Origin of the sequence: Shewanella sp. SG44-6 (assembly GCF_014164185.1) — a bacterium.
In the GTDB taxonomy this organism is placed as follows: Bacteria; Pseudomonadota; Gammaproteobacteria; order Enterobacterales; family Shewanellaceae; genus Shewanella; species Shewanella vesiculosa.
On record NZ_JACJER010000047.1, the window covers coordinates 1 to 22,172 of the forward strand.

Here is a 22,172-nt window from a genome sequence, read left to right on the forward strand (position 1 = left end):
CCAATGCTGCATTGTAATGATGCAGATACAGACCTTGTGTCTGGCACGAAAGTGAGCCCACTTCCAGCTGGTCTCCCGTTGCAAGAAAATTAGAAGAACTTTGTTAATGGAGAAACGCAAATGATGACTTCGATTGAAGTTAGTGCCTCTCCTTGCTTTGCTCAACGATAATCCAAAGATTGGAAAGTCATAGAGCAGAAAGTATCAAAGCTTCAAGTGAGTATTGCAAAGGTAACTCCTGTGGTTACCGGGTAACATAGTACGCCTTAGTGGAGGCTTGAGCCGTATGCAGTTAAAGTTGCACGTACGGTTCTTAGGAGAGCGGCACCTGGTAACAGGTGCCGCTTATCCGACAAAAGTGAGCTTGAAAGCAATCAGACGATATTGTCTATCTAGCGTCAATTAACTTGGCCGGTTCGCGACAACTAGCTTGTCCGGTTTTGGTAAGCTCTAGGCATACATAATTCTTGAGAGATTTATATGCCTGGAAAACCCATAAACCAACCACAGGTTAACCTATATATGTCTTATCGTAATAAACCTAAACAGACTCAATCATCTGCCGCGGCTAAAGCGGGCTTCTCTTCCCGTACAGCCAGACGTATTGATGCTGGCCAGCACAACACCACCAAATTACCACGCCAATACGCGACCAGAAAAGATCCGCTTAATGGTCTTTTTGAACAACATATTGTGCCACTGCTTGAAAATGAACCCTCATTACAGCCCATTACATTATTTGAAAAACTCGAAGAAATCGCACCGGGGCAATTTGACCGCGCGCAACTTCGAACTTTGCAACGCCGTATCAAGAAATGGCGAGTCAAATACGGACCTGAACAAGAGGTGATTTTCAGGCAACAGCATACACCTGGAGCGATGGGGATCTCTGATTACACTTGGGCCAACGAATTGAATATCACCCTCGGTGGAACCGCATTTAAACACAAGCTTTATCATTACCGCTTGGTTTTCAGTGGCTGGACTTACGTCGAAGTCATACTCGGCGGTGAAAGTTTTGAATCACTGTCATCAGGGCTGCAAAATGCTTTTTGGCAAAGTGGGGGTGTACCAAAAACTCACCGTACAGATAGCTTAAGCGCCGCCTTTAAAAACCACACTGAAGCTGAAGTTCTGACTGAGCGTTACACCAAACTATGCAAGCATTACGCTGTGAAAGCCACTCGAAACAACAAAGGTATTGCCCATGAAAATGGCGCAATTGAAGGCCCTAATGGCCATCTAAAACGTAAGATAGAGCAACAATTGTTATTACGCGACAGCCGTGATTTCACTGATTTAAAGCAATACCGAGATTTCATCGATATCATCGTTGCTAAAATTAATCGTCAATGTCACACCCGTTATCTAGAGGAATGTACGTACTTATCCGCCTTACCCGTCCGTCGAACTCATGACTTTTGTGAGCAGTACGTCAAAGTGACCTCTAGCAGCACTATTTCCATTAAGCGTGTGACGTATTCCGTGCCATCACGGCTTATTGGCGTGACATTACTGGCACACATTTTTGATGACCGGTTAGTGCTTTTCTATGGACATGAAATCACATTAACGTTAGCGCGAATACATACGCAAGGCACAACACGTGGCCGCTCAATAGACTATCAGCACCTTATCCATGCATTGGCTAAGAAGCGCAACGCGTTTAAAGCATCACAACTTAGAGATGACCTTATTCCGAATGGCGATTTTTGGCAGTTATGGCAAAAACTAACCCATGATGGTGTGACAGATGCAGATTGCCATTATATGGTCGATTTACTGGTCATCGCTGCAAACTATGATTGTGAGGCAGCATTGGGCCGCTTCGCTCTCAGGGCGTTTGAAACAGGAAAAGTGGTGACGATAGATGAATGTCGCCGCGTTTTCAGCCCCGATACGCTATTTGTCCCCATGATTAATAGTCAACAACATAGCGTATCAAGTTACGACGTACTTCTTGGAGGGCGAAATGGCTAACCCACTGAGCTTACCTTTATTATTAAAAGAGTTACGACTGCCCGCGATAGCAAAAGCTTGGCCAGATATCGCCCTAAAAGCAGTGAAGGAGCAATGGGAGCCCGAGCTATTTCTCGCTCAGTTATGTGAAATAGAGGCCACACACCGACAAGAGATACGCCTAAAACGCTTACTCAAAGAAAGCCAATTACCCATAGGAAAACAACTATCACAGTACGATTTTAGTGAAGTGTCAGGCATTAGTGCCGTTCAAATTAAACATAAAACCAGTGAGCTAGGGTGGTTGAGGCAAGGCCATAATATTTTATTGTTCGGTGCAAGTGGGCTGGGTAAAACCCACATCGCCGCTGCGCTGGGTTATGCGCTTATAGATCAATCTGTTCGAGTTAAATTCACAACAGGTACCGCGATGGTACAGCACCTACAGAAAGCCCGAGATGGTTTAGGGCTAGAAGATGCACTTAAAAAACTCGATAAATATGAGCTCCTCATTTTGGATGACATTGGTTATGTTAAAAAGAGTGACAGTGAAAGTCAGGTTCTGTTTGAGCTAATAGCACATCGTTATGAGCGCAACAGCTTGGTAATAACGACGAACCAAGTGTTTAGTGAATGGGACAGTATATTTGGCGACAATATGATGACAGTAGCCGTGATTGATCGTCTGGTGCACCACGCAGAGATTTATCAACTTGAGGGAGAAAGTTATCGAAGAAAAGAAGCCATGAAACTCAATGACAAAAGCGGCCAACTTAATTGACGCGGATAGGACAAGCTAGTTGACGCCTAACACCTTACCTGCAGTATTAACAATAGCATGAGCGTAAGGCTTAAACTCTCTGCGTTTGATGCCGGATTTTAAGGCTGTTTTGATGACAATAGGGTTACCGCATTGGTAATAACAGATAGGCAAAATGATTGAAAATGCGATAAGTAAAAACAAAACCAACCAACTTCGAGTCAGCGCCTTATAGATAGTCTGTTGAGTATTCACTGAAGCGGTAATATTAAATGGGTATAGTTTTGATTCACGGATGTAATCATAAATAGTATTACCTCTTGGTATTAACTTTAAATCCATACCAATTGATTGATGATTCATATTGATTTTGAACATAGAGTTTTTATAGAAAAGTTGGATTACTGAAAACATCGATGGTGCATGCAAGGTCACTAGGACCTGAAAACCATTAGTTTGTTGGCCAACAATCAGAATAGGTTTACCTGGTACCGTGTATTTAGATTCTTGCAATGTTAAACCGTTGTATTTATTGCTTTGAATTATTTTACCTACGTTAGCAACAAATGATGAACAAATAACTTTGTTACTTGAAATTAATGTGATGCTTTGAATGCTTGGCGTTTCGAGTAATGCAGTATCGATAATTTTTTTAGCGTTCGAGCAATCTAATGTTGCGTCTTCTAATACATTTTTAGCAACAGTATTAGCATCCAAAATTTTACTATCTAAAAATTTTACTGCTATGTTTAAGCTGTCGGTTACCCGTTCAGCTTCGTTTGTGATGGCTTGAAAAATGATAATGCCAAGCCCTAGGCTTAAAAAAATACAAAAGATCATTATTGAATGGAATAATTTCAAGGCCCTAAAAGGGTATTTATCCCATGTTTCGATAACGGTACTATTTTGCATCACAATTTCCTTCTGAAAAAATCCGCTATATATAGCATGTTTAAGACAAAATACTTCATTAAATCTCTGTTTTACAACACGTTAAGCTTTACAACATGCGGTTAACATTAATAACTTACATCATGTAAACCCTTTTTTTTACTTTGAACTGTTTAAAACTCATGACACAATCTTGCAGCTACAACTTTAAGTGTTAGAATCTGAATTATATTCCAGATTAACACTTAAGTGGTGAGTAAAGTGTCCAAAATAAAACTTGCAGTAAAACTTATGTCGATAACAACCACAGCCATAAGTTTAATCATTAATTATTCTGGGATTAATACAACCAGCATTATTCTCAATGAGTATCAGTTAGCAAAAATAGGCCACTTCAATAACATCAAACTGCTTAACGTAGGTGAACGCTACGACTCTTCTTTATGTGGAAATAACCAGACTGATGTGAAGTACTACTTGTTTGCAGAGACTTCCGCGCATGTAACCACTAAACGCTGCATTGAAGAGCGTCCACCAGCCGACTGTCCAAATATCGCATTAACACCGATTTTAGATGGCGTCCATATTTCTGTGATCTCTAATACAAATGCCTTATATTCAGAGGAAACGCTTAGGGCTTGTGCCTTTTACACAATAGGGTCAGGAGAGTTGTACGTTTAACTAGTATGTCATTCAAAGCAACATTACAAATACTTAAAATAAGGGAATACCATGACACCAAAAACCGACTTCTTTTTTAAGAACATAAAATCTGATGTTCCCGTAATCGGTGCATCAGATCTAAACAACATCTCGTTAGAAATTGACTCAAACTTCTTTGCATATCAAGTCAACAGAATGCTAAGAAACAGTGTAGATAATACCTGCACAGTCATATGTTCATCTTCAATGCCTCGGGTATTTAATACGATTTCAGCTTTAAGTGAACAGATTGGCTTAGTCCATGTATATGCGTTAGAGCCAATAGATTCCGTTCTTAATGCTACATTGGCATGTGATTTGTTTTTACCAGAAGGCATTTTAAGTATCCAGCCACAGTGGAATACCTCCCAGGAAAAAGACATTGTGAACGTCGCCGCTACACTTGCGGCACCATTGATATTAAATGGCTTGCATCTTAAATCCTTCGTTAAAAATGATGATGGAGTCAAAAGGCTGTACGTGAATGGTAAGCACATGCTGGATGAGTTGATAGCACTAGGCAGATACAATCCATCAAACTTCGCGCCTAATGAATACGGGAAATATATTGCTAACGCTGAAAAGGCTTTCGGTTTGGGTGGCAATCAAGAGGCCATACTAAAAGCATACTCAGAACTGAATGAGGCTTTTTGAATGGAAATAGGCAAAGCTTATATAGCTCGAAAACCTGCAGAATCTTTTGGTGAGATTGATGGCGAAAGTGTTGATTTTGATGAAGTGACTTTAACGATAGAAATATTAAAAAAGCCTGAGACGGTGATCATGGATGACGGTGAAAAGGAGGTTGAAGAGCCCTTACCAAAACACCTATGCAGCCCAGATTGGCAATTAGTTAAAAATCTAGAAACCTTTAGAACGAATTGGTTATTTATACCCAATTACATTATTACCGCCCTTTAACATATTGGACCTAGCCTTAGTGGTTAGGTCCAATCAACTCTGTGACTAACTAAATGATAGATATTACCGAAAGACATAGAGGGAGCTGATGAGTCACACTTGACCCTGCCAACCCCATTCCTGGATACAGCTTTGAATTCCCCCCCGAAACTGCTCAGAATCTTGTAAATATCTTACTGCAATATCATCCATATATAGTGGTAATGGATAGAAACGATCACGCGTTCAAGCGTAGGCTCAGCAATGAAAGAAACCATTTTTTCTATCAACTTTATTTCATTCGGTTGTCTGGCTCAAAGGAGAGAATCAGTTTTTAACATGATATTCAGATAATATGATTTAAGGTAGATAGCAGCCAATGCTAACCCAAAAACAATTCTATGCCGCTTAAGAACGCTTGCAAAACATCGTAACGACATCAGGCTTAATTCAAATGCCATAATCAAGAAAGGAGAAAGTAAGTAAAGCAATGGCCGTCCAGTGGGCTGTATTGAACGGATTAACAGTTTACCTTGGGAATATCTGACCATTTTGTTAAATACTGTGGTGTTAAGTATTCACGCCTCATTTTCCATTTCTGCTCTATTCCCCTGGCACCATTGAAAATAGTTCCCTTTCCATGTGCCGCATTAATACTATCAAATATCTTCATTAAATTCGGGTTAGCGGGCTGATTAAACAGATCATGCTGATACTTAGATACCGGTGTTAGATTGAGCAACCCGACTCCAACACGATAATACTGTGAACCATTTCTAAATAGTTTATTAACTATTTCGGATGCCGCTTTAGACAACTGGCAGGTATCATTGGTCGGGACATCAAAATGATAATTCGATTTAAACCCTTGGTATGAGTGGTCATAGTTTGATGCCGATGCAAAGACATACATCGTAGAGCAATAAGACCCTTGACTCCTTGCTTTCACAGCCGCTGATTCGACTTGTTGTGAAATTGCTTGTGATAGCTCTTCTATTTTTGCTGTTTTCCGGCCTAATGTTGATGTACTAAAAATCTGTATTTTATCTGCCCTGATCAAGTCCCAATACTTACCTACATAACCATTGAGCTCCAACACTGCTCTTTCGAGTTCAACACCAAAATTTTCACGCGCCAATCGATGAGACATTTGCGAAAGCTGTAAGCCATTAACAATATTTAAGGCTTCAATTTTTTTGGCGGTTCGAGCCCCAACACCCCAAATATCATCTGTTTTCATTTGAGATAGTATTGATTGCCTCTGCTCGTCATTATCAATGAAGCACACACCAGCATACCCAGGGAGCTTCTTAGCTGCATGGGATGCAACTTTGGCCATAGTGGTATTAATGCCCACGCCAATTGAAATAGGTAACCGGATTTGCTTCCATACTTTTCTTCTGATTTTATGTGCTTGCTCAAGGTAATCTTCTGTTTTAGTGCATTTTAAATTTAGAAATATTTCGTCACATGAATAAACGTAGCTATTAAATGGCTCAGTAAATTGGCTTATACAATTCATCACTCGATTGCTCAGGGCACCGTAAAGTGCGTAATTTGATGAGCAAACGATTACGTTATGTAGGTCACATAAATGTTTAGCTTCATAATATGGAGTAAATTTTTTAATACCTAATAATTTAGCTGCTTTTGAAAGACTGACAATTACTTGATCGTTGTTGCTAAGAACTATCAGTGGTTTTCCACGCCAGCTTGGGTTAAAAACACACTCTGCAGAGGCATAAAAGTTATCGATATCACACAAGTAAATCATAGCTAAACAATTCCTAAAAAGCGGCCTTCCAATGTGAACGAATAGAATTAATTACTACACCTTCGACTGAGAAGGTGTCGGACTCGTCGATAAAAACTGCTGATTGATCATCATTAGCTGATAACAACTTTCTATTCTTAACATCGAGTATTTTGCAGCATAAACAACCATTTAAATTGGCGATGATGATATCCATATGTTTAGGGGTCAAACTGGTATCTATGACGAGTAAATCATCTGGGTAAATGCCAACTTGGATCATGGACAAGCCTTGAGCCTTCGCAAAATAAGTAGAGTTAGGGCTTTGAATAAGCAGATCATCCAGGCTCAATGGTGATTCGATGTAACCCGAGCAAGGACTTTCAAAGCTAGATATCCCCGCTGACACAAGATTGTTGAGTATTTTCATTTTCGCCACCAATACTGTATAAATAAACAGTATTATAACCGGTTCAGGTCAATATGGTAGTTTTCAAATTAGGTAGATTGCGCTAAAACTGGTTTAGTAAATATAAGCGACTGAATATTAACTTTTTTTCGGTATATCCTAGCTGGGTTTCTGCATGTCAAATAATTACGATTTTAGGCTAATAAATGCCGGCAGGATAATGCCCCATATCTTAACGATTTAAAAAGGTTATTGGCTTTTTTGACGACAGTGCCTTACTAAACTTATCTGCTGTTTTTATGCAGTGCACGACTAATTTGTCAGGGTTTCTCCAAAAGCTAAAATCCAGTAAAGAAACTGAACGTCCAACACCTGTTCTAAATTGCGGAATTGATGGATATCCATTTTCAACAAGTACATCGATCAATTTACCGGTAACATCTTCCTTCGTCAGATAGGGGCCGAACTGTAACAACTCCGCTTTCAATAGAGAATTCAGGTCAGATGCTCGGGATGTATCTATTTGAATAGAATCTGCCATGACTTTTAGCTTTTTCTGGTAAGTGTTGTTCAGCGGTGAACGATTCTTTCGACGATTTAGCGTTATTATCTTAGTTGTTAATGTACGGGCAATATGCGCTGCTAGCGTGTAATTAAGCCCAATCCGGCCTCGAAAAGTCTGTATAGAATAAGTTATGAAATCTACGATAGGTTGAGCGTCTTCGATATTTGGATAAAGCACATTTTGAATATTCTTAGCTGTAATCGTGATATCCCCCCCTTCTGAATAATTTCTTATTTGCTGATAAACACGCTTGTTAGTGCGGTCCAATCGTTTGCCTGATACATATTTTAAATGTCCGTATCGAGAAAACTCTATCAAAGAGGGTAACCCAAATCTGTGCTCTATCTGGATATATTCTGGCATTAAATCTAACCACTCAGATATAGAGACAGGTAAGTGATTAACTGGATGGCAATCAACATCTCGGGTTAAGTCGAATACACAAACTGCAATAGGGTTACCTTTTCCGTGGCTATAATGACAACCAAAATCAGCACCCCCAAATATTGTGTCAATAGCTGTTCTGAAGCTTAAAAGGGAATCGTCACTAAGCGGCCCCTCGATAGATTGGATTAACTGATGATGTTTAAGTATACAGTTGCCAAAATCTGGTTTTAGGCTTTTGATCTCAATGTCATAGAGGGTATTAACATTCACATTTGCTTCATATGAATAGTTATTCAAAGCCTGAATGAACGGATTATGAAAGATATCATCACATGCTTTACTGAATTTTATCCGTGCCTTAAAGCCTTTACGAGCTAAAATTACAGCTGCCTCGAGGACTAGCTTAAACAAAGAAGAATTAGGTGTTTCAGGATGCAAAAGTACCGCATAGCATTTAGACCCTTCATGAAATGGTGAAAAAATGGTATTAGTTATAGCATCCCTGTTATTAAGGCATATTGCGTCATGCTTATTATGTTGTTTCTGTACAGAATTAGCTAAATGGTTCGGGATATGTGAGCGAACATGAGTAAAATTGACGTTGATTATGTGTATATCATTAAGCAATCTATGAATGAGCTTGAATTGATCTGCGTATTTTGGATTAGATGAAGAAGGGTTGTTCTTGTGTGATTGATATCCATCTATCAATGTTAAATTATCAGAATAGATGGTTAGTGAGGTTGCAGTTATACACTCAGTTTGCATAATATCTTTAAGTTCTAACAACCCAGCCAACGCTGCTTGAATTTCACCAGCACTTGAATCAAGCAATACACCACTATTGCCAGAGTAATTTACTGTTATACTAGTACCATTGTGCGCCGGATAAGTGACAGAACCGGAGTACGTGGCAATCATCAAATCACTATCAAATGATGCATCACAAATAATTTTAACTTTTTTCGACAACACTACCTCCAAATTACATCATCCATAATTGAGTTAACATATAGGGATACTGTATAAAAATACAGTTAAATTTAATTTAATATTGATTTGCTACATCTGCCTAAGTAAAACCAACCAACTTCGCCCAGGCTTTATTGTTTTATGCCAGTAATGTAGAAAATCAAGCCTTCATACCAATAGGTTGCTATAATTAGCATTATAGCAACCTATCCATTGAGGGGTTAGTAAGTTACAATCAAGGCTGTGTTATGGTGGTACCATAACAGCGTAGCGATGTAACTCGCTGGCTCTTACTGCCAAAGAAATTTTGCATGGTGACACCATAAGAGCCTTGGGGCTTGTAGAAAAATATCTTATGGTGACACCATAAATTAGCGATTATAAATTTTACTGGTGTTATGATTGCGTCTATAAATGCATGGTGGCACCATAAGAGGCTGTAAAATGAACGATGAAACATACAAACCAAAGGCTTGGGAATATCACTACAACGCCAAACCTAATGGTAAACCGCTTATGCTTCTTAACTTTGAAGAGCTTGAATTATCCAAATCCTTATTGCTTAAGCACCTAAGTTACGCTGCATATATAGATGACAAAACCCTTTATTCCTCTTTAATTAATAGCGACAAAGACTTCAGAGATCGAAATTTATTTGGGTTAAGGAAGAGTATTAGAAATATTCTTAATAATATTAAATGTATAGATTCATCACATTTAATGGATGGTTTGAATGACGACTTAAATAAAACATTCAGCAATGACGGGTGGCGTAAAATAAGACTTGAAATATCTCAAATAAAGAAAAGAAATAAAAAAAAGCGTATTGAGTTAAGCGATCATATTATTAATCGCATAATAAGTTTCAAGAAAGATAATAAATTAAAAACGTATGAAGAAACGCTAGAGCTATTGTTTGAGCGGGAAGAAATGTACAGAGAGTTAAAAGATGAACAGTAAAAAAAATAATATGTTAGCGCATTACAGCCCACTCCCAGCCAATATTCTGCCTGCAGTGAAAAATGTAAGAGACTCACTATTAGACAACCGTAGTTTATATGAAAATGAGTTGAAGCAATTATTGAATCAGGAAGAAAAGGTATTTGATTCACAACGTGCTAGTGAATTGGTTAATGCTTTACTGAAAGATTTTGAAAATGATGCAGATGATATAAGCCCAAACACCTGGGCTTCAATAGTCAATAACTGGCGAATATTCGATGAGTGGTGCAAAAAAACGGGAGTTAATGCCTTACCTGCCTCAGTGCCAACCTTTATCAATTTTTTAGATGATAAGGCAAAAATGTACAAGCCTAACAGTTTGCAGGTATATCGATGGGCAGTACACACAATGCACTTAGCAGCAGGGTTGCCATCGCCCACTGAAGCAGTCAAGGTTAAGTTCAAAATGAAAGGCATCAAGGCAAAGAAGGCTGCGAGTGGCGAAATGACCACACAGGCTACTGCTTTCAGAGAAATACACCTTAATGCCTTAGATGAGCTTATGGGTGCTAGTGACAAATTGATAGATGTCAGAGACTTAGCGTTAATGACTATGGCTTATGAAACTCTTCTTCGAGAATCTGAACTAGCACGTATTGAATTCAAACACATAGATTATCAATCCGATGGACGAGCAGTGATAATGATCCCATTCACCAAGACCAACCAATCAGGCGAAAATGATACGGCAATGATTAGCAGTAAAGCGTTAACAATTTTAGATAAATACATGTCGATGGCCGGATTAGACGAAAGCGAAATTTCCGAAAAATATAATGATGAAGGAAACGCTCAGCCCAACTACATATTTAAGAAGCTGCTAAAATCCGGTAAGTTAGATACAAATTTTTATACTCCACTTTCTGGCTATTCTATCGATAAGATATTCAATAAAGCACATAAATTGTTAAAGCTTCACAAATATTCGTTAATCAGAAATTCAAAGCCATGGTCTGGTCATTCCGCTCGCGTTGGTGCATGTCAGGACTTGTTAGCGGCTGGGTACTCGCCTTTAGAGGTTCAACAGTCCGGTAGGTGGAGTTCGATTGATATGGTTTATCGATATGGCCGAGTAATCTTAGCTTCAGAAAGTGCGATGGCAAAAGCTAGAAACAAATAATGAAATCACATTAGACGGTATACGAATGAAAAAAATTGACACGCAATCACTACTAAAAAAAATGATAAATGCCGGAATAGAGTGCTCAGTAAATATCCCAACAAACACAGGAGTCATTCAACGAGTTTGCTCTGTAGATGAAATCTTGTTGTACCTAGAGCACCCAAGAGCTTTATACGCATTGCACTTCGATATATCAGAAGGTGATTACGCGCAATGTGTAGCCGAGGAATATTCCGTCAAGTGTGCTGGGATAACGGTAAAAGGATTTGCATGCCAGGCAACTGTCAAAGGTGGATTTTGTGTTTCACCGACGGAATGGGCCGCGATGAAAGGTCAGTATTGCGAAATTCATGGCGATGCTGATTACTGACTAATGCTAGCTAGAATATTTAGTAACACCGTGAATAACTAGCAAACATAATATATTAAGTCAATATGGCATTGTCCTTTAACAATTTGAATTTTGAAAACAATTTTATGTGTGTAGTTTGATTATATTGGGTAAGCAAAATACCTAATGAGGAATACACATGAAAAAAGTACAACAAAGAAAAATCTACATGGAACTTGACGTTGCTGAGCTATTGTCGGATCTTTTCGAATATGACAGCCAATATCTTGCCACTATTCTCCAGTTTGACAGACTATTAATGCTAGCTAAAAATAAAGACAGCGAAAATAATTCTTTTGCATTGGGGGTTATAATGAAGTCATTGAAGAAATCATTTGTTGGACAACGGCTCTCAATAATTAAAATAATTGGCCATGATAAAATTTTAGTGCTGAGCGCTAGTAGGAATGAATATCAATCGAAGAAGCATATTAAAAAAATTGTATTAACTGATAAGATAATTCCAGTTAAGCATGTAAATGTTGGGCATGTACACTTTACTGAGCTCGATAAACCATTTTTGATTACTGAATGGATTTTTAATTGCAAACTAACAAAACTTACACATAAATAAAAAGGTGTTCAGTCGAAGAATTATCTCAAGCAGCTAAATATGCAGAAAAGCTAAATTTGACCATGATAGATAATAAATAAAGTAACTATCAAATCAAGGCTAAAAGCAGACCTAAGAAAGTATAAAAAGATTAGAGTGGGAGGTTATTAAAATAACAGAAAATTGATTACGGTGCATATAAACGGGCATGAATTGCCCGTTTATATGTTTAAACAACTTTAGTCTACACTAATTGAAAATCTACCATTTTCATCTTTAGAGATATCTACATTGAAAACAATACCTGGTGTACTGTCACCATTACTACCTTGTTTTTCACCTAAGATAATACTCTTGGTGTTAGAGATAGTTTGAATAGTTGAGGTTAAACTTATTATCGCTTTTGTGCCGTTTGGAGCACCATAGTTATTCACTCCGATTAGATAGCTGCCTTCTTCTAATACATCCGAATCACACGTTGCATAATAATGTTCAATTTGAGCCCCTGTTAAATCATCTAGATCTAAACGCCCCATTAAGCCCGATTTGTTGCGATAGTAAACATGAGATCCATTTGGCTCTATTACATGCAGATCAACATCACCTCTTGCATCCCAATCTAACGTTGCTGTAAATGAACCTAATAAAGCAGAAGGTAGTTGAACATCGACTAATTTTGACAATTCATTATCGATATGACCTATTACTTGAGTGAAAGTATCTAAATCCCTTGCCAAATATGTTTCTGAAAAACCATGACCGGTTACATCAACCAAAACATGATATAAAGGTATGTAGGCAGTGATAGGTGGAACCGTTAAGTTACCAAATGCTCTTAGACCATTAATAACAATATCATTATCCGCTAACACGTGAGGGCCATTGATTACTGTTGACGCAGGAGCAACATGAACAACACTGATGTTTTCCGTAGAATAAGATTGAGTATTTAGAGCTGTCTCATAAGCCTTATTTACGAATAAATTGCCTTGTGAGTGAGCAACAAACAGTAATTTATAACCGTGGGACGCGAGTGCTTTAAGCGTAATATTGTGCTCTGCATACTCTTTTAGCGTTGGTGGATTTGATAGAAAGCTACTAAACGCTCCGACTAATTCAGTAGAAAAATCTGAATAAAAGTCAACCATCACCCCGTAAACAAGTTCAAATGGGGCTGTGACAAAATCGAGTGTTTTGCTCCAAATGCCACCAGCATCAGCTGACTCACCGCTTAACATTATCCAAAACAACTCGAACCTTATTTTGTAGTCTGGGCTAAATTCTTCAGATCTTTGGGCAAAGACCTCTGCCAAATCTTGAAGAACACTAGTACCATCTATACCTTTACCGGTGGAATTATAGAACGTCTCATAAATGATGCTTTGATTATTATATTGGGAACCATAGATAACTGATAGCTCGGCTAAACCAAGTTGTGCATCTAATCTAGTGTTTCCCACACCATTAAAAAACCCCATTGCATAACCAGCACTGCCGCATAGAGAATTTTCAATTGGTACAGCATAGGCTGATTGGATGGATAAGAAAGCAGCGACCACATACCCACATAGATATTTTATGTTCATTGATTTTTAATCCTTAAAGGCAAGTGTTTTCAGTAGGAAGCGATGAAACGGTTCCATCGAGCTTATGATTATATCTAAGGTAATTTTGTGTGCGCTCATAAGTGTTTGCGGTGTAAGCCTGGAGAGTCTTACTGTATTTTTTTGTTAATGAAAAATCCTGAAACGTCTTAACAACACAATTCAATGCTCTTGTGCCATTTTCTGCAGCTATGGTAATAGCATTACCGTCATCGATATCTACAGATACTTGCTCTTGCAAAGAAGCCGCCATTTGATTCAGCGCTTTAACTTGTACAGGTGTAAGGTTTTCATTTTTTATAAATAGGTCTATATCATCACGAATCCCGTTACTATCTGAGTCCACCCCATAAAGAGTGCTATCGCGGTCGAGTACTGGAATTTCATTTCGACGCTCAAGGACGGCGAACGCTTAACTAACATTCGCTATTTGTACTTGCTCTACAGTTATTGTCACGTTATCAACGGATGTAGATTGTCCATCATCAGTAGCAGATAGTTGAAAAACTATATCGGTTTGCTCTGTTACACGAGGGGCTACAAATGATATATCTAGATAATTAGGTTTTGATAGTGTCACTGCAGGCCCTGACACTTGAGTCCATAATGTGGACACAATAGAACCATCTTCATCGGTTGCGCTACCTGATAATGTTACAGTCTCTTCTTCAGTGATCGTAAACGAGTTACCAGCTTCCACATCCGGATATACGTTCGCCTTTGTATCATTCTCTGACCCACAACCTACTAGCAATAATGATGCTGTTGCCATGGCGGAAATCAGCATATTTTTTTTTAAATTCATGTTCACCTCAATTTGATTAGACAACCTAATCTTGCAGATACAAAATATCATGTTATTGTTTGAGCACAAGGAAATGAATCTCGAACAGTCATTTATTTCTAAATTGTGGGGAAAAATTAAACGAGGTATAGCGCTCTAAGACGGATGGTATTACGGGCCAATTTTGATGACGTTTACGACAAGCTATCAAAATAGTTTTTGGTTAACTAATCTGTTGGTCAAATTGATATAAGAAGTTACATTTTGGATCTGAAAACGATTAAGGCAGGGGATGCATACAGTGTATTCGCTAATGATAATGAACCACTGAACCGGAGGAGAAATGCTGTCGGTAAGTTGATGATTGAGCTTCAATCTTTGAGTGAATATGCTGAAGTCGGAGCAATCAGGACTGCGGCTATAAAATGTGAATTAGCATACAATAGAGCCAAGTCTTGCTATCAGTTTGACACACGGGTTAGTCAGGTGGCAATGTTGTTGTCGGCAGACAATAAAGATTAGAACTCGAATAATAAAGATCGAAACTAGGACATTAAAGTTTGAAACTCCCTTGCTAACATTGTTCTGTCTATGATTTAGAGTCGGAGATCACTCTGGTGGGTGTAATACGATATGTCCTTGCTTGGTGGCAAGATTATGCTGTTCCATTTTAGCCAGGAAAAATCCAGTGTCATTAATAAGGTCAACGAGTTTAGTGATGTGATCAGACTCTAAGAACAGTGATACAGGCGCCACCTGCTCGCCTGAATCGATAAATCCATTCTCTACATGCTCTTGCAGCATATAAATCATATTAGGCACTCTCTGTGTGTCGCTGGGACAGCTTAAAAAACGACTAGGAAATCCTAGGTCATTTTCTATGATGGAGAGTAAATTAAACAAACGCTGTGCATCGGTGGCATTCTTGTCGTAACGCAATGACAAATTACGCAACTCGATAAGCTTAGCTTCAAGATCACAACCCTCAGTCCTCCCTAATGCAAGCAGACTTCGGATCTCCTTCTTACTCGCCTGATAGCGCTTATCTTTTATCATTGGTTTGAGATAACGCACCAAGATCTCATTTCGTCTAACTTTCGATGTGAACCGACTTGTTTCAGCTGCTGTTAGATAGAGGTGTAGGAGGCTGTTATCGATCAAATCACAAAAAATATCCCTAATGTTCAATTTGTAGGTTTCTTAGTTTTAAAACAATGACAAATTTTATCATTATGGGTCTTTGGAGGCAATTTTCGCGCAATAGGCCAAAAGTCTCGAAGCTGCTTTATCTATTAGTGATACTTCAAATTAAGCGAGTTTAGTAGAAATCGTTAGAGTCAGTAACACATTTCTGCCCCATTATCGTTTAAAGTAAAAGCTTATTCATATCTTGTTCATATGCTTTTACCATACAAAAAGTTATCCGAATTCAATCCATCTAGAAATAAGTGTTTCACTGAGCAGTCTAATCTAGCATTGTCACTAACCTATTAATTATAAATTGAAGTGGTTAAGAAAAGACGGCATTCTGTGAGGATTAACTGCGGCTTGTTAGCCGACAAAGTTGAGTTAGTTGAATAAGGAAGTTTTGTGGATATATTAGGCATATTTTCAGATGCTTTAACTCAAGTGTGGTACATCATACCTTTACTATTCATCATATTGGTCTTTAGGACTCGTTGGTTTAAAGGTATGTTCGGCGAGTTTTTGGTAAATCAGATATTGTCACGGTTGCCAGAATCAGATTACACGTTGATAAAAAATGTAACATTGCCCACAGATGATGGTACAACTCAAATTGACCATGTTATTGTATCTAAGTTTGGTCTTTTCATCGTTGAAACTAAAAACATGAAAGGCTGGATTTTTGGTTCAAAAAATCAAAAGCAGTGGACACAGAAAATCTATCGTCACTCTTCAACATTCCAGAATCCTCTCCATCAAAATTATAAACACTTCAAAACCCTAGAATCATTGTTAGGCATAGATTCATCATATTTACACTCTGTAATTGTTTTTATTGGTGATAGTACGTTCAAAACGGATATGCCTGAAAATGTTACTTATGCACGAGGGTGCTTGAGCTACATAAAGCAGTTCGAACAGCCTGTATTCTCAGAGACAGAGTACACTCAAATTATTGAAGTCATCAATGACGTCAAACTAAAGAGAGGCGTTGTTACAGACCTTAGGCATCGACAGCATGTTACAGAGTTAGTCGCATCAAAAAACAGCGTAAAGCAGTGCTCACGCTGTGGTTCCTCAATGGTGATGCGTGAAACTAAGCGTGGTGAAAATAAAGGTAAACAGTTTTGGGGGTGTTCTACATTCCCAAAATGTAGAACTGTGGAAGAATTCAACTAAATAGTTATTTTAAGGTTTTATGAGCAAGCCGAACCTGACCAGACTTATTCCAGCCCCGAGCTTCTACATTAGACGTTTGAGATGTCTATATCCCGATACTCTAGTGCGAAACAGTTATCTTGTGAGATAAAAGCTTCTCGCAAAGTTATTTTGGGCTCATGACTTTTCTTTCTTGAATTTATAGTGTTAGCTATATTTGCTATTAGTTTTCTCTTATCCTTAGGGAAATCGCACCCTAACGTTATACTGCAAATCCTAGCGTTAATTTTAGTGCGGTCAGTATTCGGGTAATCAAAGTTCTCAAAGTAAATTTTTTCTTTAACGTTAGTGAATATTCTAACTTCATCTTCATAAGACCAATCATTGTTTTTAGTTAAAAGATACTGATTAAAAATATATAAATCTTTTTCTAAGTTTCTTTTAGATTCATTTATATAGCTCACTTTTTCTATGCCAACCCCGCAAGGGAATTCCCCGCCAAACCAATACTCGACCATGATGCCTTGGTGCTCTTGGGCGTAGTGAGACCACATCAACATAGAATTATTGTTATTCGATAGTGAGCAGATACGATAGTTGGTATCTATGAGGTAATTCAAATCAAGCTTACTTAATGTCGGTAGTTCAATAGGGTCATTTAACTGGCTTTTTGACGCCAAATAGAAATACTGGTTTGTAAGTGCATCAATACTATTGACATTAAAAGGGGAGTACTTAAAAAGTCGGCCTGATTTTGCTGTAAAGGTGTGCCATTTGAACTGGTTGATCAAGTCAGCATTGTACCAGTGTCGCAAATCTTTATATTCTTCTTCTGCTATTTCTACGTCGGGTAATCTTTCTGCACAGCTAATGTAATTACCAATGATAATGTGATTGTGGTCTTTTGATGAGCGCATCAGCTCTATCGCAAGCTTGTAGTATTCAAATGCATGACTAAGTTCTTTTTTGCGCTCATGACAGACTCCAATACAATTGTACGATGACATGGTTGGTTGGTTATCAGCATGAAACTTAGTGACATTTTCTATGACGAAATCAAATTCATTGCACTCTATGCCTAAGTTGTATAAACGTAGGAAATCGTCGCTACTCATATCTCCGTTAGATAATTTGACTTTCATCTCTTCTAGCTGTGTATCGTAGTATGCGTCATTCCACTTGGTTTTTAATGACGTTAGCTCGCTACTCAAATGCTTATAGATTTGGTGTTTGATTAGGTCGGGGGAGTCGAATGCCTTAGTCACTTCTTGATATATTCCCCAGCTATCAATCTTATCGTCAAAGTGTGTCTCTTTTTTGAATAGTCGTTCTAGCTCATCGATTTTATGCTTGCATCTAACGGCTTGATATAGAATTTTAGATTCATCACGTAAGGTGTCTGCCTTGTTATTAATAAACTCCAAAATTAGCTTGTTCACTGGTTGCTTTAGGTGTGACAACGCTAGCAAGTAATACAGGCGTCCGTTTATATCGTGTAGGTAATGCAAATCGTCTGCTGGAGCTTCTTCATGGTAAGTAACGACGTCTTGGTATTCTCCAGCCTGAAAGGCTTTTTGTATTAGCGCCTGCCTCAGAGGGTTAGCTTTTCCTTTCTCTGATTCCTTAACATAAGCTTGGTAAATTGCTTTGTTGTCATCACCCAAAAACTTATCCACCTGCCAGTAGCGAAGCTTGCTTAGCGCAAACTCTTTGCTGATTAAGCTGTGATTGAAATACGCCTCAATGATTTCAATGCTTACTGTCTCCATTGATTCTATTAGGGCTAAGCAATCTTGAACTTCATCAAGATAGAAAAGTGCAAAAACAAGCATATCTCCCCTGCAAGTAACTTTGCTGTCTTGAATTAAAGATTTGATAAACTGCCAGTCTTGAAGAGTAAAGTCTGAGAAGTGATTGCTACGGTAGAACAGGTTATCTATTGTGCGACCTAGTTTCTCAAATTCATTGTTTTCATAATCGATTTTTAAAGATGTGATGCATGAATTCGTATCATCATCCGTTATAAAAAGTCCCCAATGAGCGTGAGCGTTGTTTGGATTTAGTTTTATAGCATGCCGATAGAAGCATGCTGGAATGTGTTGTTCATTGAATGAGCTGTAAATCTTATTGGCGGTATCCCCAAGGTAGCAGTACACGGACGATTCATCTCTATGTCGTGAAATTACTTCAGCAATAACATTATCTAAGCATTCTTGCTTTAGATATTGGATAAAGTAATAAAAACCTAGATACCATTCATTCTCGTCGGACTGCCAGCAGCTATCTAGAAAAGTTAGCTTCGAAAATTCTTGGTCTTTAATCCAACTGATTATATTTTTATCATCAATGTTGCTCATGTCATCCATTCTTTTAATCGCTTGTTATTTTCAATATTATGAAGAACTAGCGGGATCCTGTCTTGCCTTTATTAAATTTTCAAAGCTACCTACACACTTTTGTCCATCCTCGTTTTGGTCGGTTCGCTTCTTGCATGTTTTTGCCCCAAAGTGTGCCACGGCTCGAAGATCAGCCCTTTGTTGCCTGATAATTTGAGATACAAAAAGTAATGGGTACCAAAAAGAAACACCTGACCATGAGGGGTTTCAAAAATCGTTACTGTGAATCAGACTTGCCTAGTCTGATTCACTGGCAGGATATGCTATTTAAGAGAACGATTTCTAGATCGAAAGCTTTTAAAATCTCTGTCATGTTTTTATTATTTTTCTCGTTTTGTAGCCGCTTTTAAGTCACATTAAAAACTTGTCATATTGATCTTGTTAATTAATAATACGGGCTGGTCGGCAGTTCACCTAGGCATCGCCGCTACGAAAAATCGTAGAGCTAAACCTGCTGAAAAGTTAAATATAAAGGTACTTTGTATATTGTGTGCCTATGTCGTAGGTCGGCGATCGTGACTCTGTTTGCATTGCAAATAGACAACTTAATTGTGGGCACCCATAAACGGGTATCACTATGACGAAACAAATTATCCCTTTTAGCTGTGAAGATATTTCGACGCTGGCTAAATATCTGCGTAATCAATTTAAAAATTGTGAAAGGTTTCCTTCACACCTTGAAATGCTCAATATTCTTGCCCAGTCGGCAGGACATGCCAATTTCCAACATTTGCGTGATGCTGCGTTAACGGCAAATAATGTGGCCACATTAAACAAACCCAAACAACTTGATATTATGATTCCGCGAAAGCTACAACCTTTCATGGACTCAAATTACATCCTTAGAGCGTGGCCAGCTAAACGCGCCCTTCAAGATCAAAGTTTATGGTTTTTTTGGTGCCGTTTTCAGTACCAACAATCCTACAGTGAACAGGACGTTAATAGCGTAATTAAGCGTTTTCTTGGATTTGCTGACTTCGCGCTTATTAGGCGAGAATTGTGTAACCATAAGCTGTTAAAGCGCACCGGCGATGGTCGGCATTATTGGCGAGCAGCAGCAACACCACCTGAAGAACTCATTTCACTTACCGGAATTTGGCAGGATTTGGCAGGTTACTGAAGCAACATTCTTCATTAAAAACCACCAATCCAGTTTTAACCAAAAATCAATGACGAGTTATAGATTAACGCTAAGGTATGTTAATGAAATTTCAAGTGATAAATGAGCAAGAACCAACAATTTTTAACGCGCTGATTGAAGGTGTTAGAGAACATATTCATGAGCAAATAGGAAATGAAGCAGCACAGCCGTTGATGCTGACCGCTAGAGATGAATGTGATCAACTTATTGGTGGCATATCAGGTAGAACCATATACAGAAATTTTTTAATTGATGTTGTATGGGTTGCTAAAAAGCATAGAGGTGCAGGCTTAGGACGTGAGTTGATGCTCATGGCTGAATTAGAAGCTAAAAACAGAGGATGCCTAATAGCACAATTGGACACCTTATCAATTCAAGCACCAATTTTTTATCAAAAAATAGGTTTTGAACTTGCAGGTGTCGTTCCTGAATTTTCTGGCAGTCCAGCAAGATATTTTCTAATGAAAAAATTTAATGTTTAGTTTCAGTGAATTACTCTCGAATAGACAGATTCACGCGTACCATGCTGGCATTTGCGCGAGCTTCGGGCTCGCGAGCTCTGGTCCATACTCGTGTCAGGCCGAACCGTTCTGGCACGTTTATGCCCCAAAATTAGTTTCTCGTACTACCACTCAACCACTTTTACAGCTTGTTTTGGAATACTTTTCCTAATGCGGCTAACCTGGCAGTAAAACTTGATTATGTTCAGTGGTTTCGGAAGTTATTACGGGGAAAAGCATTGAGTAAGGAACATTCCACAGGGTATTTCGGACAAGTACTACCGCCCGTTTAGGGTTAAGCTTGTTAATTTGTCCGATGTATTCTCTGTTGTCTTTGTTGCTAATGAATCCGACGGTGCAGCCGATAGAAAGCTCTGCTTTTGACATTCCCTTGATATTTAGTGAGACAACCTCGGTTTTAATATGGTTAAGATTAAGATGATAGAAAGGGAGCGACCAGCGCTTTTGAGTAGCATCTTCTTGAACGTCTAGGCGACTACGGCCAATCTTTAAAATTGAGCAAGGGATAGCGTGGTTTCTGTCGATGCAAAAATAATCCACTTTCATTCCGACTTGGATTTTCTGTTTTAGTTGCTTTGTTCGCTCAGGATCCTCAAGCATCTTTTGTATTGCTGACTGTAATCGGAAAAGCTCGAAGTCAGAGGCCGACTCAAGTTCTTCAAAAATCTGTTGGATTTGCATTTAACCATCCTTGCATAACGGGTGGAACCATATTAAATCATATCAAAGTAAGGGTACAGTCTGTGCCGAGTGTTTAATACGTGTTAGCTGAATACTCCGATTAGGCTTACTTTTCGTAATGCGTTTTTTACTTCAAACACCTCTTTGAACGGTGATTTGCGCCTCGCCTAAGGAGGTGTTGTCCTTAATCGCCAACGAGCCTTGCACCGTACGGATACGGTTGACACGACGCAGCCGGAGTGCCTGCGCCTGTTCAAAACGCGTACTAAAATGGCCGATCGTTTCACTAAACACTGCAACCTGCTTAAGTATGGTTGGAGTAATACTTAAGCAGG

General features: G+C 38.6%; 22 protein-coding genes. 12 read left to right on the forward strand and 10 right to left on the reverse strand.

All coding sequences use genetic code 11. The features are described 5' to 3' along the window. Nucleotides 1-480: 480 nt before the first annotated feature. Nucleotides 481-1,980, forward strand: a complete 1,500-nt coding sequence (gene istA, locus H5185_RS10320; protein WP_182742028.1) for an IS21 family transposase — start codon at nucleotides 481-483, stop codon at nucleotides 1,978-1,980. Further along, complete coding sequence (istB, locus tag H5185_RS10325; RefSeq protein ID WP_182742029.1) at nucleotides 1,973-2,740, forward strand: IS21-like element helper ATPase IstB; 768 nt, start codon at nucleotides 1,973-1,975, stop codon at nucleotides 2,738-2,740. The genes istA and istB overlap by 8 nt, the downstream gene beginning before the upstream one ends. A 15-nt stretch (nucleotides 2,741-2,755) precedes the next feature. Here the strand turns inward: istB and H5185_RS10330 are convergent, their stop codons facing one another. Then, the gene (locus H5185_RS10330; RefSeq protein WP_182742030.1) at nucleotides 2,756-3,631 is read right to left on the reverse strand and encodes a CSS-motif domain-containing protein; all 876 of its coding nucleotides are present in this window, start codon (nucleotides 3,629-3,631) and stop codon (nucleotides 2,756-2,758) included. A 270-nt stretch (nucleotides 3,632-3,901) separates the two neighbouring features. Between H5185_RS10330 and H5185_RS10335 the strand changes: the two genes are divergently transcribed. Genes H5185_RS10335 through H5185_RS10345 form a run of 3 tightly spaced genes read left to right on the forward strand, consistent with a single transcriptional unit; the run spans nucleotide 3,902 to nucleotide 5,233 of the window. Next, nucleotides 3,902-4,291, forward strand: a complete 390-nt coding sequence (locus H5185_RS10335) for a hypothetical protein (protein ID WP_182742031.1) — start codon at nucleotides 3,902-3,904, stop codon at nucleotides 4,289-4,291. A 51-nt stretch (nucleotides 4,292-4,342) separates the two neighbouring features. Next, nucleotides 4,343-4,966: a hypothetical protein gene (locus H5185_RS10340; RefSeq protein ID WP_182742032.1), complete on the forward strand. Its 624-nt coding sequence runs from the start codon at nucleotides 4,343-4,345 to the stop codon at nucleotides 4,964-4,966. Beyond that, a complete protein-coding gene (locus tag H5185_RS10345) occupies nucleotides 4,967-5,233 on the forward strand; it encodes a hypothetical protein (protein ID WP_182742033.1) in 267 nt (88 codons plus the stop codon). Between the two features lie 499 nt (nucleotides 5,234-5,732). On the opposite strand, the gene H5185_RS10350 is transcribed toward H5185_RS10345, so the two are convergent. The 3 genes from H5185_RS10350 to H5185_RS10360 form a co-directional block, all read right to left on the reverse strand. Further along, nucleotides 5,733-6,986 carry a Y-family DNA polymerase gene (locus H5185_RS10350; protein WP_182742034.1) on the reverse strand — a complete coding sequence of 418 codons (1,254 nt, stop codon included), beginning with the start codon at nucleotides 6,984-6,986 and terminating at the stop codon, nucleotides 5,733-5,735. Nucleotides 6,987-6,999: 13 nt separating this feature from the next. Beyond that, the gene (locus tag H5185_RS10355; RefSeq protein ID WP_182742035.1) at nucleotides 7,000-7,395 is read right to left on the reverse strand and encodes a S24 family peptidase; all 396 of its coding nucleotides are present in this window, start codon (nucleotides 7,393-7,395) and stop codon (nucleotides 7,000-7,002) included. Nucleotides 7,396-7,606: 211 nt separating this feature from the next. Continuing rightward, a complete protein-coding gene (locus tag H5185_RS10360) occupies nucleotides 7,607-9,298 on the reverse strand; it encodes a hypothetical protein (RefSeq protein ID WP_182742036.1) in 1,692 nt (563 codons plus the stop codon). A gap of 444 nt (nucleotides 9,299-9,742) precedes the next feature. On the opposite strand from H5185_RS10360, the gene H5185_RS10365 reads away from it, so the two are divergent. From H5185_RS10365 to H5185_RS10380, 4 genes are all read left to right on the forward strand, one after another. Further along, the gene (locus H5185_RS10365) at nucleotides 9,743-10,258 is read left to right on the forward strand and encodes a hypothetical protein (protein WP_182742037.1); all 516 of its coding nucleotides are present in this window, start codon (nucleotides 9,743-9,745) and stop codon (nucleotides 10,256-10,258) included. Next, entirely contained in the window at nucleotides 10,248-11,420 is a 1,173-nt protein-coding gene (locus tag H5185_RS10370; protein WP_182742038.1) for a tyrosine-type recombinase/integrase, read from the forward strand. Before H5185_RS10365 ends, H5185_RS10370 begins: the two co-directional genes overlap by 11 nt. 25 nt (nucleotides 11,421-11,445) lie before the next feature. Continuing rightward, the gene (locus H5185_RS10375; protein WP_182742039.1) at nucleotides 11,446-11,793 is read left to right on the forward strand and encodes a hypothetical protein; all 348 of its coding nucleotides are present in this window, start codon (nucleotides 11,446-11,448) and stop codon (nucleotides 11,791-11,793) included. A gap of 160 nt (nucleotides 11,794-11,953) precedes the next feature. Beyond that, nucleotides 11,954-12,388 (forward strand): hypothetical protein, encoded by a 435-nt coding sequence (locus H5185_RS10380; RefSeq protein ID WP_182742040.1) that lies wholly within the window; start codon nucleotides 11,954-11,956, stop codon nucleotides 12,386-12,388. Nucleotides 12,389-12,606: 218 nt separating this feature from the next. Here H5185_RS10380 and H5185_RS10385 read toward each other — a convergent pair whose 3' ends face one another. From H5185_RS10385 to H5185_RS10400, 4 genes are all read right to left on the reverse strand, one after another. Further along, a complete protein-coding gene (locus H5185_RS10385; RefSeq protein WP_182742041.1) occupies nucleotides 12,607-13,953 on the reverse strand; it encodes a hypothetical protein in 1,347 nt (448 codons plus the stop codon). A gap of 13 nt (nucleotides 13,954-13,966) precedes the next feature. Beyond that, the gene (locus H5185_RS10390; protein ID WP_182742042.1) at nucleotides 13,967-14,317 is read right to left on the reverse strand and encodes a hypothetical protein; all 351 of its coding nucleotides are present in this window, start codon (nucleotides 14,315-14,317) and stop codon (nucleotides 13,967-13,969) included. Between the two features lie 66 nt (nucleotides 14,318-14,383). Continuing rightward, complete coding sequence (locus tag H5185_RS10395; RefSeq protein WP_182742043.1) at nucleotides 14,384-14,776, reverse strand: PKD domain-containing protein; 393 nt, start codon at nucleotides 14,774-14,776, stop codon at nucleotides 14,384-14,386. Nucleotides 14,777-15,364: 588 nt separating this feature from the next. Further along, nucleotides 15,365-15,943, reverse strand: coding sequence for a DUF2913 family protein (locus H5185_RS10400; RefSeq protein ID WP_182742044.1), 579 nt, complete (start codon nucleotides 15,941-15,943; stop codon nucleotides 15,365-15,367). A 402-nt stretch (nucleotides 15,944-16,345) separates the two neighbouring features. Between H5185_RS10400 and H5185_RS10405 the strand changes: the two genes are divergently transcribed. Then, nucleotides 16,346-17,119 (forward strand): NERD domain-containing protein, encoded by a 774-nt coding sequence (locus H5185_RS10405; RefSeq protein ID WP_182742045.1) that lies wholly within the window; start codon nucleotides 16,346-16,348, stop codon nucleotides 17,117-17,119. A gap of 68 nt (nucleotides 17,120-17,187) precedes the next feature. Here the strand turns inward: H5185_RS10405 and H5185_RS10410 are convergent, their stop codons facing one another. Beyond that, nucleotides 17,188-19,455, reverse strand: coding sequence for a DUF2971 domain-containing protein (locus H5185_RS10410; protein WP_182742046.1), 2,268 nt, complete (start codon nucleotides 19,453-19,455; stop codon nucleotides 17,188-17,190). 616 nt (nucleotides 19,456-20,071) lie between these two features. Here H5185_RS10410 and H5185_RS10415 point away from each other — a divergent pair. Together H5185_RS10415 and H5185_RS10420 are read left to right on the forward strand one after the other, a co-directional pair. Beyond that, a complete protein-coding gene (locus H5185_RS10415) occupies nucleotides 20,072-20,614 on the forward strand; it encodes a DUF2087 domain-containing protein (RefSeq protein WP_182742047.1) in 543 nt (180 codons plus the stop codon). An 83-nt stretch (nucleotides 20,615-20,697) separates the two neighbouring features. Further along, the gene (locus H5185_RS10420; protein WP_182742048.1) at nucleotides 20,698-21,117 is read left to right on the forward strand and encodes a GNAT family N-acetyltransferase; all 420 of its coding nucleotides are present in this window, start codon (nucleotides 20,698-20,700) and stop codon (nucleotides 21,115-21,117) included. 195 nt (nucleotides 21,118-21,312) lie between these two features. Here the strand turns inward: H5185_RS10420 and H5185_RS10425 are convergent, their stop codons facing one another. Continuing rightward, nucleotides 21,313-21,837: a hypothetical protein gene (locus H5185_RS10425; protein ID WP_182742049.1), complete on the reverse strand. Its 525-nt coding sequence runs from the start codon at nucleotides 21,835-21,837 to the stop codon at nucleotides 21,313-21,315. Nucleotides 21,838-22,172: the final 335 nt, after the last annotated feature.

Coding starts and splice junctions, on each gene's coding strand:
- istA (WP_182742028.1), top strand. CDS start 481: ATGCCTGGAAAACCCATAAACCAACCACAGGTTAACCTATATATGTCT.
- istB (WP_182742029.1), top strand. CDS start 1,973: ATGGCTAACCCACTGAGCTTACCTTTATTATTAAAAGAGTTACGACTG.
- H5185_RS10330 (WP_182742030.1), bottom strand. CDS start 3,631: ATGCAAAATAGTACCGTTATCGAAACATGGGATAAATACCCTTTTAGG.
- H5185_RS10335 (WP_182742031.1), top strand. CDS start 3,902: ATGTCGATAACAACCACAGCCATAAGTTTAATCATTAATTATTCTGGG.
- H5185_RS10340 (WP_182742032.1), top strand. CDS start 4,343: ATGACACCAAAAACCGACTTCTTTTTTAAGAACATAAAATCTGATGTT.
- H5185_RS10345 (WP_182742033.1), top strand. CDS start 4,967: ATGGAAATAGGCAAAGCTTATATAGCTCGAAAACCTGCAGAATCTTTT.
- H5185_RS10350 (WP_182742034.1), bottom strand. CDS start 6,986: ATGATTTACTTGTGTGATATCGATAACTTTTATGCCTCTGCAGAGTGT.
- H5185_RS10355 (WP_182742035.1), bottom strand. CDS start 7,395: ATGAAAATACTCAACAATCTTGTGTCAGCGGGGATATCTAGCTTTGAA.
- H5185_RS10365 (WP_182742037.1), top strand. CDS start 9,743: ATGAACGATGAAACATACAAACCAAAGGCTTGGGAATATCACTACAAC.
- H5185_RS10370 (WP_182742038.1), top strand. CDS start 10,248: ATGAACAGTAAAAAAAATAATATGTTAGCGCATTACAGCCCACTCCCA.
- H5185_RS10375 (WP_182742039.1), top strand. CDS start 11,446: ATGAAAAAAATTGACACGCAATCACTACTAAAAAAAATGATAAATGCC.
- H5185_RS10380 (WP_182742040.1), top strand. CDS start 11,954: ATGAAAAAAGTACAACAAAGAAAAATCTACATGGAACTTGACGTTGCT.
- H5185_RS10385 (WP_182742041.1), bottom strand. CDS start 13,953: ATGAACATAAAATATCTATGTGGGTATGTGGTCGCTGCTTTCTTATCC.
- H5185_RS10395 (WP_182742043.1), bottom strand. CDS start 14,776: ATGAATTTAAAAAAAAATATGCTGATTTCCGCCATGGCAACAGCATCA.
- H5185_RS10410 (WP_182742046.1), bottom strand. CDS start 19,455: ATGAGCAACATTGATGATAAAAATATAATCAGTTGGATTAAAGACCAA.
- H5185_RS10415 (WP_182742047.1), top strand. CDS start 20,072: ATGACGAAACAAATTATCCCTTTTAGCTGTGAAGATATTTCGACGCTG.
- H5185_RS10420 (WP_182742048.1), top strand. CDS start 20,698: ATGAAATTTCAAGTGATAAATGAGCAAGAACCAACAATTTTTAACGCG.
- H5185_RS10425 (WP_182742049.1), bottom strand. CDS start 21,837: ATGCAAATCCAACAGATTTTTGAAGAACTTGAGTCGGCCTCTGACTTC.